The organism is Kangiella japonica (genome assembly GCF_039523535.1).
Classification (GTDB): domain Bacteria; phylum Pseudomonadota; class Gammaproteobacteria; order Enterobacterales; family Kangiellaceae; genus Kangiella; species Kangiella japonica.
Window position 1 is genome coordinate 314,853 of sequence record NZ_BAAAFM010000008.1, and the last position, 18,660, is coordinate 333,512.

The 18,660-nt window shown below is 42.6% G+C and carries 15 protein-coding genes; 6 read left to right on the top strand and 9 right to left on the bottom strand.

Annotated features, from left to right (window positions below; all coding sequences use genetic code 11):
* Positions 1-19 precede the first annotated feature (19 nt).
* The 5 genes from maiA to phhA all read right to left on the bottom strand — a co-directional run bounded on the left by maiA (position 20) and on the right by phhA (position 5,240).
* Positions 20-670 carry a maleylacetoacetate isomerase gene (gene maiA, locus ABD128_RS10565; RefSeq protein WP_343990020.1) on the bottom strand — a complete coding sequence of 217 codons (651 nt, stop codon included), beginning with the start codon at positions 668-670 and terminating at the stop codon, positions 20-22.
* A gap of 23 nt (positions 671-693) precedes the next feature.
* Entirely contained in the window at positions 694-1,677 is a 984-nt protein-coding gene (locus ABD128_RS10570; protein ID WP_343990022.1) for a fumarylacetoacetate hydrolase family protein, read from the bottom strand.
* 232 nt (positions 1,678-1,909) lie between these two features.
* A complete protein-coding gene (locus tag ABD128_RS10575) occupies positions 1,910-3,040 on the bottom strand; it encodes a homogentisate 1,2-dioxygenase (RefSeq protein ID WP_110201530.1) in 1,131 nt (376 codons plus the stop codon).
* A gap of 1 nt (position 3,041) precedes the next feature.
* Entirely contained in the window at positions 3,042-4,100 is a 1,059-nt protein-coding gene (hppD, locus tag ABD128_RS10580; RefSeq protein ID WP_343990027.1) for a 4-hydroxyphenylpyruvate dioxygenase, read from the bottom strand.
* A 336-nt stretch (positions 4,101-4,436) separates the two neighbouring features.
* Positions 4,437-5,240: a phenylalanine 4-monooxygenase gene (gene phhA, locus ABD128_RS10585; protein WP_343990030.1), complete on the bottom strand. Its 804-nt coding sequence runs from the start codon at positions 5,238-5,240 to the stop codon at positions 4,437-4,439.
* Positions 5,241-5,641: 401 nt separating this feature from the next.
* Here phhA and ABD128_RS10590 point away from each other — a divergent pair, with 401 nt between their 5' ends.
* Positions 5,642-7,636, top strand: a complete 1,995-nt coding sequence (locus ABD128_RS10590; protein WP_343990033.1) for a transglycosylase SLT domain-containing protein — start codon at positions 5,642-5,644, stop codon at positions 7,634-7,636.
* A 91-nt stretch (positions 7,637-7,727) separates the two neighbouring features.
* Here the strand turns inward: ABD128_RS10590 and ABD128_RS10595 are convergent, their stop codons facing one another.
* The gene (locus tag ABD128_RS10595) at positions 7,728-8,942 is read right to left on the bottom strand and encodes a hypothetical protein (protein WP_343990036.1); all 1,215 of its coding nucleotides are present in this window, start codon (positions 8,940-8,942) and stop codon (positions 7,728-7,730) included.
* A 154-nt stretch (positions 8,943-9,096) separates the two neighbouring features.
* Between ABD128_RS10595 and ABD128_RS10600 the strand changes: the two genes are divergently transcribed.
* Complete coding sequence (locus ABD128_RS10600) at positions 9,097-9,438, top strand: DUF6763 family protein (protein ID WP_343990039.1); 342 nt, start codon at positions 9,097-9,099, stop codon at positions 9,436-9,438.
* 245 nt (positions 9,439-9,683) lie between these two features.
* Positions 9,684-11,441: a response regulator receiver protein gene (locus ABD128_RS10605; RefSeq protein ID WP_343990042.1), complete on the top strand. Its 1,758-nt coding sequence runs from the start codon at positions 9,684-9,686 to the stop codon at positions 11,439-11,441.
* Here ABD128_RS10605 and ABD128_RS10610 read toward each other — a convergent pair.
* Positions 11,427-12,842 carry a formimidoylglutamate deiminase gene (locus tag ABD128_RS10610; protein ID WP_343990045.1) on the bottom strand — a complete coding sequence of 472 codons (1,416 nt, stop codon included), beginning with the start codon at positions 12,840-12,842 and terminating at the stop codon, positions 11,427-11,429. The genes ABD128_RS10605 and ABD128_RS10610 overlap by 15 nt on opposite strands.
* Before the next feature lie 41 nt (positions 12,843-12,883).
* Here ABD128_RS10610 and hutI point away from each other — a divergent pair, with 41 nt between their 5' ends.
* Positions 12,884-14,104, top strand: coding sequence for an imidazolonepropionase (hutI, locus tag ABD128_RS10615; RefSeq protein ID WP_343990048.1), 1,221 nt, complete (start codon positions 12,884-12,886; stop codon positions 14,102-14,104).
* A gap of 95 nt (positions 14,105-14,199) precedes the next feature.
* Here the strand turns inward: hutI and azu are convergent, their stop codons facing one another.
* Complete coding sequence (gene azu, locus ABD128_RS10620) at positions 14,200-14,625, bottom strand: azurin (RefSeq protein WP_343990051.1); 426 nt, start codon at positions 14,623-14,625, stop codon at positions 14,200-14,202.
* A 125-nt stretch (positions 14,626-14,750) separates the two neighbouring features.
* Positions 14,751-15,968, bottom strand: coding sequence for an N-formylglutamate deformylase (gene hutG / locus ABD128_RS10625; protein ID WP_343990054.1), 1,218 nt, complete (start codon positions 15,966-15,968; stop codon positions 14,751-14,753).
* Positions 15,969-16,130: 162 nt separating this feature from the next.
* Between hutG and hutC the strand changes: the two genes are divergently transcribed.
* Positions 16,131-16,862 (top strand): histidine utilization transcriptional repressor HutC, encoded by a 732-nt coding sequence (gene hutC, locus ABD128_RS10630; RefSeq protein ID WP_343990057.1) that lies wholly within the window; start codon positions 16,131-16,133, stop codon positions 16,860-16,862.
* A gap of 66 nt (positions 16,863-16,928) precedes the next feature.
* Positions 16,929-18,629 carry a urocanate hydratase gene (hutU, locus tag ABD128_RS10635; protein ID WP_343990060.1) on the top strand — a complete coding sequence of 567 codons (1,701 nt, stop codon included), beginning with the start codon at positions 16,929-16,931 and terminating at the stop codon, positions 18,627-18,629.
* The last annotated feature ends 31 nt before the right edge of the window (positions 18,630-18,660 follow it).

The following is an 18,660-nucleotide window of genomic DNA, read 5'->3' on the forward strand; positions in this document are numbered from 1 at the left end:
ATCTTTTATTTGTTGTTTACTACAAGGTAGCGTCTGGTTGCGCTTCAGGTTTCGCATCACTAAAAGCGTTGAGTGTTAGGCAGTGTTGTTCGACTTCAACTAAACGTGGAAAATCGCTTAAGTCTACCTCAAACCTACGAGCATTGTACATTTGCGATACTAAGAAAACATCCGCTAGCGTCAATTCATCACCAAAACAGAATGGCCCTTTAGCTTTATATTCGGCCAACATCGATTCTAAAGCTTTAAAACCTTCTAATATCCAGTGTGCATACCATGTCGACTTTTGTTCATCGCTAACTTGCAATTCCCCTTTTAGATACTGCAATACACGCAAGTTATCCAAAGGGTGGATATCACAAGCAATTATTTGGCATACACTTCTGACTTTAGCTCTTAGGAAAGGTTCACTAGGGAGTAACTTAGGTCCATCATACACCTCATCAATGTATTCACAGATAGCCATTGATTGGCTCAAGAGCTTACCATTATCGTCTAATAACGGTACTAACTCTTGAGGGTTTTTCTCGGCATATTCGGGTTTATGTTGCTCACCACCATCTTTAACCAAGTGAATTGGAATGATGGAATATGAGAGTCGTTTAATATTTAACGCTGTTCGAACGCGGTAAGCCGCCGTAGAACGCCAATAACTATATAGCTTCAACATAAACCCGCTCCTTTTTCTATTTTTTAAGCTTCGTACTTTTCTACAACTTGGTTGATCTGACCAAAAATGCTCTGGTTGTTTTCATCAAACATTTCGATGGTGACACGATCTCCAAACTGCATAAATGGTGTCGTTGGCTTGCCATTTTCAATGATTTCCAACATACGAACTTCCGCCAAGCATGAAGAGCCTACTGAACGATCTTTGTTCGAAATAGTCCCTGAACCAACGATGGTACCAGCTGAAAGTGGGCGTGTTTTGGCCGCGTGAGCAACTAAAGTCGGGAAATCAAAAACCATGTCCACACCGCACTCAGGTGCGCCTAAAAGCTCGTCGTTTAGGTGTGTTTTTAATGGTAAGTATACTTTTTTACCGTCCCACTTATCGCCTAACTCATCTGGAGTCACTGCTACTGGAGAAAAAGCTGATGATGGCTTAGATTGGAAAAAACCAAAACCCTTTGCCAACTCACCAGGAATCAGACCACGAAGCGATACATCGTTAACAGTCATCAACAAACGAATTTCTTTCTCCGCCTGCTCTGCTGAAGCACCCATCGGTACATCACCAGTAATTACTGCAACTTCAGCTTCCATGTCGATGCCATACTCTTCGCTCGCCATTTTAATGTTGTCACGAGGGCCTAAGAAGGTATCAGAGCCACCTTGGTACATTAACGGATCTGTCCAGAAAGTTTCCGGCATTTCAGCGTTACGCGCCTTACGAACTAGCTCTACGTGGTTAACGTAAGCACTGCCGTCAGCCCATTGGTAAGCTCGTGGTAATGGCGACTCACAAGATTCTTGCTCAAAGTCCATAGCGTCAGAGATCTGACCATCGTTTAACTCTTGATAAGTCTTCTCTAACTTTGGCTTAAAAGTATTCCAGTCGTCCAAAGCCGCTTGTAATGTTTTAACGTAGTCAACTTTAGTTGCTTTTGTCAGATCTTTACTTACAACAACTAACTGACCATCACGAGTACCATCTCTTAAAGTTGCTAATTTCATTCTATATTCCTAAATTCTTTGTGTATTCGATTGTCGATGCCATTAGATATGGCCCCAACAACACTAAATTCAACCGTTTAGGCCATCCGTTTTATGGTGACCAAACCAAGTAATGAGGATTTTCGTGCTTAGACGAGGCATTTAGCGCACGGAAGTGAGGAGTGTATGAATAATACATGACTCACTGAGTACGCTAAATAACAACGTATAAGCCAGAAAAGACCATTACTCGTTACTCAGAGGCTTTCCAACTATTGCAGTAGTCCGGATTCTCCACGCTCGCCATCGCATCACCAACTTCTAGCGCATCACGCGTATCAAGCATCACTGCTACCTCATCCGTTTCTTTCTTCGCATGCTTACGCCCTGCTTCAAAAGCTTTTGGATGTGGGCCGTGAGTAAAGCCAGATGGGTGGAATGTCACCATACCCGCATCAATATTATCACGACTAAAAAAGTCGCCTGCGTGATAGAACAAGACCTCGTCAAAATCATCATTGTTGTGGTAGAACGGAACTTTCAATGCACCAGGATCCGACTCGATTGGTCTTGGCACAAAAGTACACACCACAAATCGACTAGCGACAAAGGTTGTGTGTGCTGATGGCGGTAGGTGATAACGGTGTGACATTAATGGACGGATATCACGCCAATTAATCCGCACCACCGACAAGTCACCATGCCAACCGATTGCATCTAACGGTGAGTAGTTAAATTGAACGCGCGATAACTGCCCGCGACGCTTAATTTCCACTGTCCACGGCGTATCATCTTGTTGCGCCTTAAACTTATCGTTAATGCTTGGTACGTCCAGCATAGCAGGGTCAAAGATTGCCTGAGGTCCAACTAAGCCCTTCTCAGGCAGCTGATAGCTGTCGTTTGTCGCCTCGATTAACAACATCGTCATCGGCTCTTGCGGCTCGATTCTCCACATAGTTCCGCGAGGCATGACAACGTAGTCACCCTCACGGATTTCCAGATGACCATAATCACAGAACAAGTCGCCTTGGCCTTTATGAACGAAGAATAATTCGTCACCATCACCATTGCGAGCGAGGTTCAGCATGGCTTCATTACAATTCCAAATACGGAATTTACAATGAGCGTTGTATAACAAATTTTCAGCGCCCCAAGGTGAATTAGAGTTTTTATCCAACTCATTCAAATCATAGGCACGCGGACGCAAAGGCCCTTCCCACTTTTCCCACGCCGTTGGCGGGTTTTTATGGTGAAAGTGAGCCGTTGGGCCGAAGAAACCGCTTCGCCCTGCTTCACGCTCGTATGGTGCTTCTTCTGGTAAATCTGCGTGAGCTTGGCGAGAAATGGTTCCTTCCTTATGCGGGAAAGAAATCCATTTACGCATCTTAAATTACTCCACGTTTCTGTTGATCTAACTCGATAGACTCAAACAAGGCCTTAAAGTTACCTTCACCGAAACCTTGGTTACCTTTACGTTGGATGATTTCGAAGAAAATAGGCCCAATCACTGTATTAGTGAAGATTTGAAGCAGGATACCTTCTTCATGATCTAAAGAGCCATCGATTAAAATGCGGTTTTTGCGAAGTTTATCAACGTCTTCGTGGTGCTCAGGAATACGCTTAGGAATCATATCGTAATAAGTTTCTGGCGTATCCATAAACTCCATACCGCCTTCACGCAACTTCTCAATAGTACCGTAGATATCATCGGTAGAAAGCGCGATATGCTGGATACCTTCGCCGTTATACTCTTTGATGAACTCTTCAATCTGTGACTTATCATCAGCTGATTCGTTAATCGGAATACGAAGCTTGTTGCAAGGACCTGTCATGGCCTTTGAGAATAAGCCTGTTTGCTTACCTTCAATGTCGAAATAACGAATTTCACGGAAGTTTGCGATGTTTTCATAGAAAGTTGCCCAAACATCCATACCACCACGCTTAACGTTGTGCGTTAGGTGGTCAAGCGTATGCAAGCCCATGCCTGTTGGGAACTTTTCAACGTTTTCGTAGAATTCGAAATCAGCGTCATAAATGTTGTCTTCTTTGCCCCACTTATCAACAAAGTAAAGAACCGAGCCACCGATACCATAAACACCAGGGTGTGCGTTGTGCTCTTCTTTATCAAACTCTTTAGCGCCATTTTCAACTGCGTACTGCAATGCTTTCTGGGCGTCTTCAACACGCCATGCCATGGCGCAGGCACAAGGGCCGTGCTGCTGGCTGAATTCATTGAAATAACCTTCTTTTTCGCCGTTAACCAAAAAGTTAATGTCACCTTGACGGTATAAGAACACTTCTTTAGATTTATGTTTAGCAACTTCAGTGAAGCCTAATAGCTCAAACAAATCCTTAAGCTTTTGAATACCTTCAGCATTTGGCGCTGAGTATTCAACAAATTCAAAACCGTCTGTTCCAAGTGGGTTAAAAGTAGTATCAGTCATTTTAAAAACTCCTCACGTGAGGTGAAATTACATTTCTTTTGGGATTGCTATCGACTCAGTTCGCCTTTGTTTATTCAATACAGAGCTCGATATACAGTTATTCATGCCCAAAAGACCTAGTTATACAAATATTTAAAAAAGAATAATTAATCCTACGCTTTGCTCCACTGAGCGCGTATTTGAGCCGCAACGATAAACGTTGGGATGAGTTGTTTGTCTAATTTCAATAACATAAATCAAAAATTTAAAGCAGTTTCAGTGCTTTAGTTATCTCCATATTATGCAACAGCCCACGACACTTCACAATCTCGTGGGCTGTATTCGAAAACACGAGGCTTAACTCGCCTTTTGCTCTTCCTTTGGTGGATACAAAGGTTCACGCAAGCCAAGACGCTTGGCTTCTTTAACCATTGACATCACATCGCCATTCGCTAAATCGAACAGCTGCTTGAAATCGTCAATAACGAAGTATTTCGGCTGCATTATGTCAATACGGTATGGAGTGCGAAGCATTTCAATCGGATCGAATGGCGCACGGATCACATCAGGATCTTCTAGGCTATGCGGAGTTTCGCCGATAGACGATAAGATGCCACCACCATAAATACGCTGACCTTCGGCAGTATTAATCAAACCGAATTCAACGGTAAACCAATATAGACGGGCTAAATATACGCGGTCTTCCTTGCTGGCGTTATAACCTAATTTTCCGTAAGCTGCTGTAAATTCAGCAAAATATGGGTTGGTTAACATTGCCGTGTGACCATAGATCTCATGAAACACATCAGGCTCTTGCAAATAGTCCATTTCTTCTCGAGTACGAATAAAAGTCGCGCAAGGGAATTTTTTATCCGCCAATAAAGCAAAGAATTTATCGAAGTTAATTAGCGCTGGTACCCAAGCGACTTCCCAGCCGGTTTCTTTGCGTAGAACGCTTGAGACTTCTTCTAACTGAGGAATGCGGTCTTTTGGTAATTGAATCTTTTCAAGACCTTCAAAGTACTCAGGGCAAGCACGACCTTGAATCAGCTTCTCTTGGCGCGCCATTAATTCGCTCCAAATTTGATGCTCTTCGTCGGTGTAATGGATAAAACCATTCTCGTCCATGGGACGTGCTTTGTATTTTGTACCTTTTGCCATATACCTACCTAACTATCTGTTATCACAGTTTTATACTGTAATTTTTAATAAATGTCTGGTTACTAATTCTCTAGTATAACGCATCAGAACACCCTATCAGGTCAGATCCCTTGGTGAGAGCTTCTGATAGGCGCACACATTATTACAGTTAATGCTGCAAAAACAAGTGTAATTCACCGAAAGTCTGCTAACTGACTGTGGATATTGACCAAACAGTTTGAACTCTTAGGCACTTAGATATCTAATCCATTGGAATGTTCAATCGCACCATATTGAAAAGAGTAGATTACTACATGCGAATATTTTGAATTTCTTACACTTCTTTACGCAAAGAACGGATCGATTGAGCCATAATGGTCTTAATTCAGTAAACCAACTCTATTTAAGGATAATTGAGCAATATGCGGATCACAGCCACTTTACTTACTGCTTACCTTTTTGCTTTACCTCTAGTCACTACCAGCAGTAAAGCCAAGTCTGCCAATTCACCCGAACAACTTGCTTATTTGGCCGCTGAAAAAGCATTCGCCAAGGGGCACTTTAAAACTTATGAAAAGCTTAAGAAATCATTAAAAGAATATCCGCTATATCCCTATTTAGAATATAAAGAGCGTTTGGACGATCTTAGTTTGGCGAAACGCAAAGAGATTGATCAATTTATTAAAACCTATAGCAACTCACCGCTTGCAGGCCAACTTAAGAGCCATTTTATTAACCATCTAGCGGCTAAAAAAGAGTTCAATGTCTTAAAAGATTATTACAGTTATGGCCAGAACCCTCGTTTGGACTGCGCAATTCTAGAGCACAAGTTGCAGCAAGGCGCTTCAATCAAAGACTTGTCTGACGATATCGAAGACTTATGGAGCGTACCGAGATCGCAGCATAAAGCCTGTGATGATATTTTTAGCCAATGGATCAAGGCAGGCTACCCCAAGCATAACACCGCTTACCATCGTCTTTATCGCACCGCTCATGAAGGCTCCGTTGGTTTAGTCAAATACCTCAAGCGCTTTTTAGACAAAGACAAACAGTACATTGCCGATATGTGGGTCAAAGTTAAGCAAAACCCAGGGGCTGTAAACCGTCGAAACTTCTTCCCTGGGCTCGATCCCGAGATGGAAGCGCCAATCTTAGTATTCGCTATTAAGCGCTTAGCATGGGGCGATAGAGAAGACGCTTACAAAGTTTGGCAACATACCAGAAATCGTATTCCACTATCCAAAAGCCATATTGATGAAGTCGAGCGCACCTTGTTTTTGGCCATGGCCACTGAAAACCGAGCAAAAGCCTTGGAGTGGTTGGAGGATGACAACTTAGAAAGTTTTATTACTGATGAACTTGTGAATCATTGGAAACTCGCAGTTTTACTGAGAAATGAACGCTGGGAAAGCATCAAGGAACTCTATAGCCTCTTACCTAAAAATCAGCAAAACAGTAACCAATGGCAATACTGGAATGCGATAGCTCAGCATAAAAGTGGGAATGAAGCCGACTCTCTATTAACACTGAAGTTACTGGCTGAAAAACGAGACTATTACGGTTATTTAGCTGCGACGAGACTGGAGCAACCATTAAAGCTAAACCATGTACCGGCACCTATTCCTGAGGCCGTATTCACTAAAGTAAAAAATAGTGACAATGTAAAACGAGCCAAAGAACTGTTCGAACTTGAGCGATATATTAATGCCAGTAGAGAATGGCGTCATTTGTTAAAACACATGGACAGCGCTGCCGAAATACAAGCCGCATCGAAAATTGCTCATTCTTGGGGGTGGTATAACCAAGGGATCCTAACTATCGCAAAATCTGGCTACTGGGATGACACCGAAATTCGTTTCCCTACTGCTTTTAAAGACAGCTACATCCAAATGGCCGAAAAGGTAAATTTGCCACCACAGTGGTTAATGGGGGTGTCGCGCCAAGAAAGTGCTTATGGCCCATTAGCAGTGTCTCCTGCCGGCGCTTACGGCTTGATGCAGGTAATGCCTGCTACCGCTAAGGTGTACTCAAAAAAGTTTAATATCCCTTATAAAGGGCGCCGAGATTTGTTGAAACCACAAACCAATATTGAAATGGGAAGCCGTTACTTAGAGCTCAGATACAAGCAAATGGAGAAAAATCCAATTTATGCTTCCGCTGCCTATAATGCAGGGAAACAACGCATTGATATGTGGAAAGAATTCGGGCGATACCCTACCGAGATTTGGATTGAAAGTATTCCATATACGGAGACTCGTGACTATATTAAGAAAGTTATGACCTATCGCGCGATCTACGCCTTAAAGCTTGGCATTGATGATGATACCTTCCAATATATTTTAACCACTGAAACCGGTGGTTTAAGCAACTGTGATGTCGCGAAGCAGTCTATTGATCAAACAGACAAAAACTGCTGAATTATCCAAGCTCAAAAAAAAAGGCCAGTGGAGTTAATTCCTACTGGCCTTTTTGTTTAAATTAAAGTTGGATTCTTATTACAACGGTTTCTTAAAAGTAGCGCTCGAAGCTTAAGGAAATATAATCGTCGTTTCTAAAAGGGTACAAAATACTGCTATAAGGCCCTTCGGCTTCGTCAACAGTGAATACCCGCCCTTCTAACACCGCTTTCCAATCATCGCCGAGTCTGCGACTCGCCTCTAGATTCATAAAACTTTGACCATCTGCATAAGAAAAAGCTAACAATGCTTCGGTTGATTGAATATCGTTCATGGCTAAACGAAAACCAACAACAGCAACGTCATTTTGCTCATAACCGCCTGGCAAAATGTCGCGCGAATCGGTTTGGTATTCAAGAATCATCCCTAAATCCGCGCCACCTTCTGTAACTCCGTAAAATGAATACTCAAACCCACCAACAGCCGCCCAGTAGCGATCTTCACCAAATCCTGAACGAGTCATAGCTTCGAGCTTCCATAGCCAAGCGCCTTTGGTGGCTTGCAGATCTAGCCCCGTTTGATCGATAGTCGTATAGACGGGTTGTAATTGTGGTGCTGTAGGATTCGACGTATCTAATGTAAATAGCGGCTCACGGCTGTTACCAGAAAAGTGAGACACCCCAATATCCCAATCCCCCACCCACTTAGACCAACGAATAGCCCCGTCTAAACGATGTTGTCCATCACCATCTGTGTATAAAGGATTATCCTGATTGATTGGCAAAGGGAATCGAAAACGCCCTTCGTCACCAGCGAACGTTCGCTCGCGAAACCCTGGTAGTAAAAACAGCTCAACTAGACCAAACTCCTGCTCGGTCGACAAAACAACCATCTGTTGGCCCAATTTGTCTTCACCATCAATATTCTCTACAAAGTCTGTTTGGTTAATGATATCGACTAGGTGCTGTGACTCAGCCACGCCCCAAAACACTTTACTGATCCCTGCTTTAAGTTCCCACTCACCACCAACATAGCGAACCATGAGTTCACGAATATCAGCATGAGTTCGCTCATCATCAAGGCTGTCCCATCTTAAGAATGGCTTGAATACGATACTCCAATCAGAGTCATCCCATCGGTGGTAAAACTCAGGCTCAATAGCCATTGAAAACTCGGATTGTTTTTGTCCAAAATCCCCGTCCTTGAAAAAGTAGCGTCCCTCTGTGGATATTACCCCACTCCACTCAGCAGCCTGTGCAGTTGCAGTCATCAAACAAGTAGACAGCAATAGACTACCAAGTATTGTTCCCTTAGTGTTTATTATCATAGATTGACATACCAGTTGGTCTGTTTAGTGGTGGCATTGTAAAAAAATCCTATGTTGATTACTAGCAGAGCAAGCAACATAAGTTTTATAAATATAGAACTGCTAGACAATCCCACTTCAATAATAGTGCATTTTTTAACCACCATGGTAATCTATGGATAACAAAAGTAACGAAGCAAAACCCTCGTTACTAGGAGGAAACGTGGAACACGCTATTAAAGCTGAAAGAGGTCAATGGTATAAGCGCCTAGACTTGAATGAAGCTTTTGAAGTGGTTGCTATAGACCGTGAAGAAGAATGTATTGAAATTCAATATTATAGTGGTGAAGTCGAAGAGCTCGACGAAGCCAGCTGGGAACTTTTGGAGTTAACTCCAATTGCACCACCGGATAATTGGTCAGGAGCATTCGGCACCGACAATAGAGTTGAGTTCGAGGTGCAAGCTGACTCATTAGAATCTGCACTACACTTGGTAGACTCTAACCAATCCGATTAATTAAAGCCTAGAAACACCTTAATCTTTTGATAGCAAGGCCAGTCCAGCTTTCATAAAACATGCCTTGGCTTATGACACCGCTTTTGCATCTTGATGCTTTATTTTCCAGCACACTTATCCTTTCCTAAGACAAATCAAATACTTAAACTCAATGGACATTCTTGGGTCAATTGGTTACATTCTGAGAATTAAGAAAACTAAAGTGCGCATTGACGTTGCCAAATTAGAACCGTTAGGGAATAAACTTGAAAAAAGTAAAGCTCACGCATCAACACAGCTTAGCCTTTGCCACTGCATTCTTATGTTTATTGCTGTTGGTGAATTATTTTTTCTACCATACCCAACATAAAAACTACGGTATTCAACAAGATAAGTTCAGTAAATATTTATTAACAAGTTTAAACTCTTCATTAGAGTATGGGCTTAGCTTTGGTAACAAGGCAGATCTTGAAACGACCCTGTCACCTTTGCATGGTAACTTAGACGTCGCTTTTTTTCGAGTTGTTGATAATCAGGGCACCACCGTTGCAGAAGTTGACAATAGAGATACTTTAGGAATCCATCATGACTTATCACTACACACTGTAAAGCAAGACATCACTCAAACTTTCGGCTCTACCCAACTCAGTATTATTCCCACTCAAATACTTGAACAACAAGGAGCCAACAGCAGGCGTCTGGGCCAAGCCCAAATAGGCCTTACGCCCTATAAATACAGTAACTCACACAATAGTAGTTCCTATATTCTACTAAACTTAATCCTCATTATCCCATTAACGGGCCTGTGGGTATTTGTAAGATTCCGCCAGTCAGCACAAATCAAAACAGTCAATAAAATGATCAGGGTACTCAACCACCCAGAAACCGTACAAGATTTTAAGGAAAACATTAATACGGAAGAAGGTACTACGCTATTACAAGCAATCGAACAACATGTCATAAAAACTCAAAACCTTAGGCATAAGTTGGGCGTTTTAAAGTCAGAAGTGCAGCAAGCACGATTAGACGCCAACACTGAGCTACATGAATTTATTGGCTTTATCACGCAACAAAATTTAAATAGCTCGTTCAATAACTTGATGCTTTTCTACGAAATTATTAAACAACCGATCCACAAAGCTAGTCATGCGGTCTGGTGTCGCGACTTACTAGCTAAAACTATTGCTGAGTTGTCTATTCAGGCTCGTGATAACAATACGTTAATCCAGGAGTCTTTTAGTGGAAACCGCATGAATCACCAGATTCAGGTGGATGAAAAAGCCTTTAAAAAAATGCTAAGGCTGTCTATACAGCAATTACTTCAAATTTGTGCCGACCACACACTAGATATCCATTTTGACTTAAGACAGGACTTCCAAGATAGTGCCATTTTAAGAATATCCTTCTCATCTGATTCAGACATTTTTCAACACGCTATTGAAGAGCAAAGTTTATTTCAATTTAGAGAAGATCTGCCTATTACTATCCACAGCAATAACATTCAACTAATTTCAGCAAAGCACTTATTAAAAAAGTTCGGCGGAGAGTACATTTATCTTAGTGATGAAATACGTTTTGAAATTCCACTTACAACGCTAATGCTTGCAGACAAAAAGAGCCAGCCAGAGCCAATTAAACCGCTAGGACTAGACCTTAAAGTTCTCGTTTACGACTCCGATCCTATCGATAAAATGGTTCTCATTGGCTATTTAAGCAAGTTAGGTATCGATGTTGATAAAGCAACAACTAAACAAGTTGTCTTACAAAAAATTCGACACGATAACTACGATGCGATTCTGGTTAACTCAGACTTCTTAAGCGATGACAATGCCTTTTCTTTCGAGAACTTCACCGGTGAGCTTGAGATGATGGAGAGTAAGCCAGAAATAATTGTGATCAGCCGTGATAATACCGTGCTTGAGTCAGCAGCACTTTCACGGCTTGACTCTGTACACTATATTTCAAAACCTGTTGAACCCAAAAAACTTAGCCAGGTATTAACCAGCCTATTAAATCGAACTTAATCGTTTTAGGCTGGCTTTGAAATTGTTAGTGATAGTTTCGTCGGAAAGATGCTGGCCTTTTTCCACTAATTTCTGACCTCTGACCCAAACTGACTCAATGACATCGTTGCTAAACTGGTGATTAAAAATAAAGGCATCTAGAAGCTGCTCTTGGTTTTTGCCAATCAATGGTAATGAGTCAGTATTAAGCTCGACAAAGTTGGCTTTGTAGCCGACAGCTATAGTTCCTACGTTTTGCTGTAAACTTTGTGCGCCTCCTTGAGCTGCTTGCGTCCACAGCCAATGGCCTGTGGAGCGATTAGTGTCTTCAACCAACACAGTCCGCGAGTGTTCCAGCAATCGTTGTTGGTATTCCAACCAACGCAACTCTTCTGTTGCGCTTACCGAAATATGACTATCACTACCTATCGACCAACGCCCTCCTTTCGATTTATAACTGTTCATCGAAAAGAATCCATCACCAAGATTCGCTTCGGTGGTAGTACAAATCGATACGACGGCTTTTGAGTCGGCAATACTGCTAACTTCTTGCTCGTTAAGGTGTGTTGCGTGGATTAAACACCACTTTTCATCCGGACTCAGATTATTATAAAGCCACTCAACGGGGCGCTGACCATTATGGGCTGAACAATCGTCAACTTCCTTAATCTGCTCGGCGATGTGAATGTGAATTGGCGCAGTATTAGACTGTGAACGCAAAGTTTTAACCGCAAACTCAAGATCTGATTTATCAACCGCACGCAACGAATGCGGCGCAATGCCATAACTTTGATTATAATCGGTGGCCAGAGCATGAACCTGCTCCAGAAGACGCCCGTAAGCCTCCTGGTCGTGAATAAAACGCTTCTGCCCTTGAGTAGGCGCCTGATTACCAAAACCGCTATAGCGGTAAAATACGGGCAATAAAGTAACATCGATGCCACTTTGCTCTGCGGCTTCATAAATTTGCAGCGACATTTCAGCCGGATTATCGTAGAAACCGCCACTTTTATTGTGATGAAGATAGTGGAATTCGCCAACTGATGTATAACCTGCTTTTAGCATTTGCATGTATAAAGCGCTCGCGATGTGGTTTAAATCATCAGCTTCAATTTGCTCGACAAAGCCATACATTGCCTTACGCCACGTCCAAAAACTGTCTCTTTTACCATCAACTAGGTCACCACTTGCCTCACCAAGACCAGCCATCGCCCACTGGAAGGCATGAGAATGGTTATTGACCATACCGGGAATTACTGCACCATTTATGACTTTGCCACTAAAGTTTTTCGGTTTTTCGCTTTGTAGTTTGATTTTAGTGATGACGCCATTAGAATCATGTTCCAACAAGACATTTTCCTGCCAGCCATCAGCGAGCAGAATGGATTTTGCAAAAACCTGTTGAGGATGGATACTTGTCATAATGATATAGAAGTCAGTTTTAACGATAACAGGATCATAATATGAGCCAGAACGAAACGAAACCTTTTGATTACATTATTCATAATGTCAATATTACTACTCTTTCGCCACAAAATAGTAACGATGAGAATCCTTATGGCATTATTCGAAAGGGTGCTATTGGTGTTAATGGCAATGTTATCGCTTATATTGGTGCATTCGATCCAGAACTCAAAGCAAAACAAACCATTGATGCAAAAGGTCAATGGCTAACGCCTGGCTTAATCGACTGCCACACTCACCTTGTGTATGGCGGCAACCGCGCGAATGAATTCGAAATGCGACTCAATGGCGGGGCTTATGAAGAGATTGCAAAAGCTGGTGGCGGTATTATTTCAAGCGTTAAAGCCACTCGCGAAGCCAGTGAAGATGAGCTCTTTGCAAGCGCAGCAAAGCGCCTCAAAAGCTTTCTTGCGGAAGGTGTAACCACCATAGAAATTAAATCGGGTTATGGTTTAGATACAGACAATGAAATAAAGATGCTGAAAGTAGCCAAACGCCTCGAAAAAGAATTTCCTGTAAGAGTTTGCACTACTTTTCTAGGAGCTCATGCCCTCCCCCCTGAATATAAAGATGATGCTGATGGTTATATTGAACTTGTGTGCGAAGAGATGATTCCGAAGGTGGCCGCACTTGGCTTAGCTGACTGTGTTGATGCATTTTGTGAGAATATTGGCTTTACTTATCAACAAACCGAACGTGTTTTTCAGGCTGCAGTAAAACATGGACTGAAGGTAAAGCTTCATGCTGAACAGCTATCCGACCAATCAGGCGCAGGTCTTGCGGCGGACTACAAAGCACTTTCTGCAGATCACTTAGAGTATTTATCGCAAGAGTCTATCGATAAAATGGCTCAAAGTGGAACTGTTGCCGTTTTATTGCCTGGAGCTTTCTATTTCTTGCGTGAAACCAAGCTACCACCGATAGAAGTGCTTCGAAATGCCGGAGCCACCATCGCAGTGGCCTCAGACAGTAACCCAGGTACTTCGCCTGCACAGTCGTTGCTACTGATGTTGAATATGGCCTGTACGCTTTTCAGAATGACCCCATTAGAAGCTCTGCAGGGGGTTACCATCAATGCCGCAAAAGCATTAGGCTTAGAAAAACAAGTAGGCTCCATAGAAATAGGTAAAAAAGCCGAATTAGCGTTGTGGGATATCGACCACCCTAACCAACTGAGTTATCAGTTAGGCGGCAATAACCTGACGAAAGTATTTCGTTAATCGAAACTCTAAATTACTTTAAAAAATCACTATAAAAAAAGGCGCTCAAAGCGCCTTTTTCATTAACTGAATAGCTGACTATTCAACGACACTGACTATTCAACGACAATGGTACCTTTCATGATAAAAGAGTGACCAGGGAAGCTACAAATAAAATCATAAGTCCCTGTTTTATCGATCGTGAAGGAGATTGTGTCGCTATCACCACCGCCTATGACTTTAGTGTGAGCAATAACAGCATCTGAATCAGCTGGAATATAGTCGTTATCTTTTGCTTTTTGAGCTGCTTGTGAAAACGCTTTGACGTCTGTATCTAAAGCTAAAACCACAATGTTATGACCCATAACATTTTTTGGTAATTTACCTGTATGGTTCAAAGTAAGCTTGATTTCTTCACCGGCTTTAACCTTAACCTCGCTGACATCAAATTGCATCTGATCGTTACCATTAATAGTAACGTCTTTAGCGAATAATGGCATCGCTAAAACAGAGAGAAAAAGAGCCAATAAAAACTTACGCATATTTATCACCTTTAGTTTACGAGTTTACACAACCATCATACACCTTTGGCACGTGAAAAGCCTGTGAAATAAAGCATGTTTCGCTGTATCTTTTTTCAGATGCCGCTATATTCTGATTAGTTTTTCTAATTACACGATGTTTCCAGACGTTCCAACAGCTGCCTGATCACTGCTTTGACCTTGTGTGATTTATCATGGTCAAAAAGACGCAACTTCTCATCAAGATAAGTAGCCTGTGACAACTCTAATTGTATGGTGTAGATATTATCATCAGGCTTAGCATATTGACGCGTAATATAACCGCCTTTAAAGCGACCGTTGATAATTTTTGAGTATTCGCCCGTATCAAACTCTTCTAGCGTTCTTGCAAGCACCTGGTTAATCGTTATACCTTCATTGGTACCGAAGTTGAAGTCCGGCAATTGCCCGTCAAAAAATCGAGGTACGTGTGATTGAATAGTGTGCGCTTCGAACAACAGACAATACCCGAACTTTTCATTTGCCTGATCTATCAGCTGTTCTAATTGCTGATGATAGGGTTTCCAGTATAACTCTACGCGCCTAGCGACTTCTTCATCGCTAGGCTCCGCTCCTGCTTCATACAAAGCATCACGATCAAAGGTAGATGTTGGACACAGCTCGGTATTATCGGCACCTTTGTATAAAACTTCTCCACTCGAGTCTCTATTTAAATCAATCAAATACCGTGAATAGTTGGCATTAATTCTGCTGATGCCCATTGAATCTAAGAAGTCATAAAGCTGGACTAGGTACCAGTCTGTATCGGCACTATTTAAAGCCACGGGCGTCATCTGCTTCAGTACTTCAAAAGGAATGAGTTGCCCATGATGTGGCATTGAAACAATGATCGGGGAGTCTTGAGTTTCTACATCAAATACAGGTATGTCGCTCTCAGAAAAGCGTAAGCTAGCTCTATCCAAAGGCAAAATATCTGCTTCAACATACTGGGTTCTTGCTTCAACTGAGTTAATACAGCCCTCACTGTAATAGAAGTTAACCAATTGCTTTGCATTATGGATTAACAAAGGGCACTTCTGCTCTACCAGTTCCCATGACTCGGCACCCGGCAGTTCGCAATTCAAGTACCACTTAACTTGGTATAAATAATCAATAAAAAAGTCCGTTAAGGTTCTGTGGTATTTTTCCTCAGCTCCTAACACTTGAGTTAGCTTGATAATATCGCAATGAAATCTTTCCCGCGCTTCTGCTGGCGAATATTCATGGATGTAACTCCAAGCCACTTTTAAGTGGGCTAAATGATTAAACTCACCCGCTTCAACTTGTTGTTTTTTAAATCGTTCTACTAAAGAGTCAGCGCTCATATTAAATATGCCTTCAGAATTTGCTTATTTTTCTTGAATAAACGGTCAATTTACTTGTATAGTTCAAGCTTGTATATACAAGCTAGCATACAGCAATAACGGTGAGATTCAAGAATCGAGCTCAAGTCTAAGAAGTTAGCTTATCAAACGCAATCAACGCCTATGATTACAACCGATGTTCGCCGCTTTATGGCGGTAAAAAATTATATAAGACAAGGAATTGAAGACGGTAATTGGTCTGAGCATGGCCGTATACCTTCAGAAAACCAACTGGCAGAAACGTGTCATGTCAGTCGCATGACCGCACGCCGAGCTTTGGATGAGTTGACCGAAGAAGGTATTCTCTATCGAGTACAGGGGCGCGGCACTTTTGTTGCTCCAAAAAAGTTGCACTCACCCATGCTGGAAATCCGCAATATCGCAGAAGAAGTTCAAGAACGTGGCAATCATTATTCCAATGAGTTGTTGCTACTACAAAAGGAGTACTGCCCTACTCACCTAAAGCATTACTTTAATTTAGAGGAAGGCGAAGACATCTACCATTCGATCATGGTCCACAAAGAAAATAAAAAGCCTATTCAAGTGGAACAGCGCTACGTTAATCCTAAAGCAGCGCCCGATTACCTAAAGCAAAACTTCAATAAAATGACACCTAATGTCTACTTGTCTGAGGTTGCGCCTCTGACCCAAGCAGAGCACCAGATAGAAGCCAAAGAAGCAGATCCTTTTATGAAAGTGACCCTAGAGCTCCAAGAGAATGAACCAGTACTTTCGATAGATAGAACGACCTGGTCCAAAGATTTATTGGTCAGCTTTTGCCAATTATTACACCCTGCCAGCAGATTTAAACTGACTGGCAAGTTTTCTACTGAACATCAATTAACTGAGCTGTAACTTAGAAACAATACTTTGAAACAGTACTTTGAAACAGTATTAGTAACAGAATTAAGAGGAATTACAATGTCACAGTCTTCCAAAAACGACAAAAGTATTGACGCAAATCGCTTTGATGCAAGTCGCGAGATTAGAGCTCCGCACGGCACTAAACTCAATACAAAATCTTGGCTAACCGAAGCTCCGCTTCGTATGTTGATGAACAACCTGGATCCCGATGTTGCAGAGCACCCTCACGGTCTAGTGGTTTATGGTGGAATCGGTCGCGCGGCTAGAAACTGGGAATGTTTCGATAAAATCGTTGAAAGCTTAAAAGAGCTTAACGATGACGAAACACTTTTAGTGCAGTCAGGAAAGCCTGTTGGTGTTTTTAAAACCCATGCCGATGCGCCTCGTGTTCTCATCGCTAACTCCAACTTAGTGCCACACTGGGCTAACTGGGAGCACTTCAACGAGCTCGATCGCAAGGGCCTCATGATGTATGGCCAGATGACTGCCGGTTCTTGGATTTACATTGGTAGTCAAGGCATTGTCCAAGGAACTTATGAAACTTTCGTCGAGGCTGGTCGCCAACATTTCGATGGCAAGACTCAAGGCAAGTGGATTCTAACCGGTGGTCTTGGTGGTATGGGTGGCGCTCAGCCATTAGCGGCAACTATGGCCGGCTACTGTATGATTGCTGTTGAGTGTGACGAAACTCGAATCGATTTCAGAATGCGCACGGGTTACGTTGACAAAAAAGCCACAAGCATCGATGAAGCTTTAGAGATGTTGCAAGAAGCTCTCGATAACGGCGAAGCTATCTCAATCGGCTTGTTAGGTAATGCTGCTGACATTTTCCCAGAATTACAAAAACGTGGTGTGAAACCCGACCTAGTAACCGACCAAACCTCTGCACACGATCCTGTGAATGGTTATTTACCACAAGGCTGGACACTAGAGGAATGGCGTGAAAAGGCACAAACTGCACCTGAGGAAGTCACTAAAGCCGCGAAACAATCAATGGCCGTTCAGGTTAAAGCGATGGTAGATTTCGCGCATGCAGGAATCCCAACTGTAGACTACGGTAATAACATCCGCCAGATGGCGCTTGAGGAAGGCGTAGAGAACGCCTTCGACTTCCCTGGCTTTGTGCCAGCTTATATCCGCCCTCTTTTCTGTCGTGGCGTAGGGCCGTTCCGCTGGGTTGCGCTTTCGGGCGACCCTGAAGACATTTATAAAACTGACCAAAAAGTTAAAGAAATCATTGCCGATGATCCACATCTTCACAACTGGTTAGACATGGCTAAAGAGCGCATCCAATTCCAAGGCTTACCATCGCGTATCTGCTGGGTAGGCCTGGGCTTACGCCATAAGCTCGGCTTAGCATTTAATGAAATGGTTAAAAACGGCGAATTAAAAGCGCCTGTGGTAATTGGTCGTGATCACTTAGATTCTGGCTCCGTTGCTAGCCCAAATCGTGAAACTGAAGGCATGCAAGATGGCTCGGATGCCGTATCTGACTGGCCTCTTCTAAACGCCATGCTTAACGTAGCCGGCGGCGCTACTTGGGTATCACTGCACCATGGCGGTGGCGTAGGTATGGGCTTTTCACAGCACTCTGGCGTTGTTATTTGTTGTGATGGTAGTGATGAAGCAGCTGAGCGCATTAATCGCGTATTATTCAATGACCCAGCCACAGGCGTTATGCGCCACGCGGACGCGGGTTATGAAAGCGCCATTGAATGCGCCAAAGAAAACAATCTCAAGTTGCCAATGGTTAAATAAGAACTGACAAGACAGTCTTATACAATAAAAC

Excerpts from the sequence above, each read along its gene's own strand:
- hutC (WP_343990057.1), top strand. The coding sequence starts at position 16,131 with ATGATTACAACCGATGTTCGCCGCTTTATGGCGGTAAAAAATTATATA.
- ABD128_RS10590 (WP_343990033.1), top strand. The coding sequence starts at position 5,642 with ATGCGGATCACAGCCACTTTACTTACTGCTTACCTTTTTGCTTTACCT.
- maiA (WP_343990020.1), bottom strand. The coding sequence starts at position 670 with ATGTTGAAGCTATATAGTTATTGGCGTTCTACGGCGGCTTACCGCGTT.
- ABD128_RS10570 (WP_343990022.1), bottom strand. The coding sequence starts at position 1,677 with ATGAAATTAGCAACTTTAAGAGATGGTACTCGTGATGGTCAGTTAGTT.
- hutG (WP_343990054.1), bottom strand. The coding sequence starts at position 15,968 with ATGAGCGCTGACTCTTTAGTAGAACGATTTAAAAAACAACAAGTTGAA.
- ABD128_RS10610 (WP_343990045.1), bottom strand. The coding sequence starts at position 12,842 with ATGACAAGTATCCATCCTCAACAGGTTTTTGCAAAATCCATTCTGCTC.
- ABD128_RS10575 (WP_110201530.1), bottom strand. The coding sequence starts at position 3,040 with ATGCGTAAATGGATTTCTTTCCCGCATAAGGAAGGAACCATTTCTCGC.
- azu (WP_343990051.1), bottom strand. The coding sequence starts at position 14,625 with ATGCGTAAGTTTTTATTGGCTCTTTTTCTCTCTGTTTTAGCGATGCCA.
- phhA (WP_343990030.1), bottom strand. The coding sequence starts at position 5,240 with ATGGCAAAAGGTACAAAATACAAAGCACGTCCCATGGACGAGAATGGT.
- ABD128_RS10595 (WP_343990036.1), bottom strand. The coding sequence starts at position 8,942 with ATGATAATAAACACTAAGGGAACAATACTTGGTAGTCTATTGCTGTCT.
- hutI (WP_343990048.1), top strand. The coding sequence starts at position 12,884 with ATGAGCCAGAACGAAACGAAACCTTTTGATTACATTATTCATAATGTC.
- hutU (WP_343990060.1), top strand. The coding sequence starts at position 16,929 with ATGTCACAGTCTTCCAAAAACGACAAAAGTATTGACGCAAATCGCTTT.
- ABD128_RS10600 (WP_343990039.1), top strand. The coding sequence starts at position 9,097 with ATGGATAACAAAAGTAACGAAGCAAAACCCTCGTTACTAGGAGGAAAC.
- hppD (WP_343990027.1), bottom strand. The coding sequence starts at position 4,100 with ATGACTGATACTACTTTTAACCCACTTGGAACAGACGGTTTTGAATTT.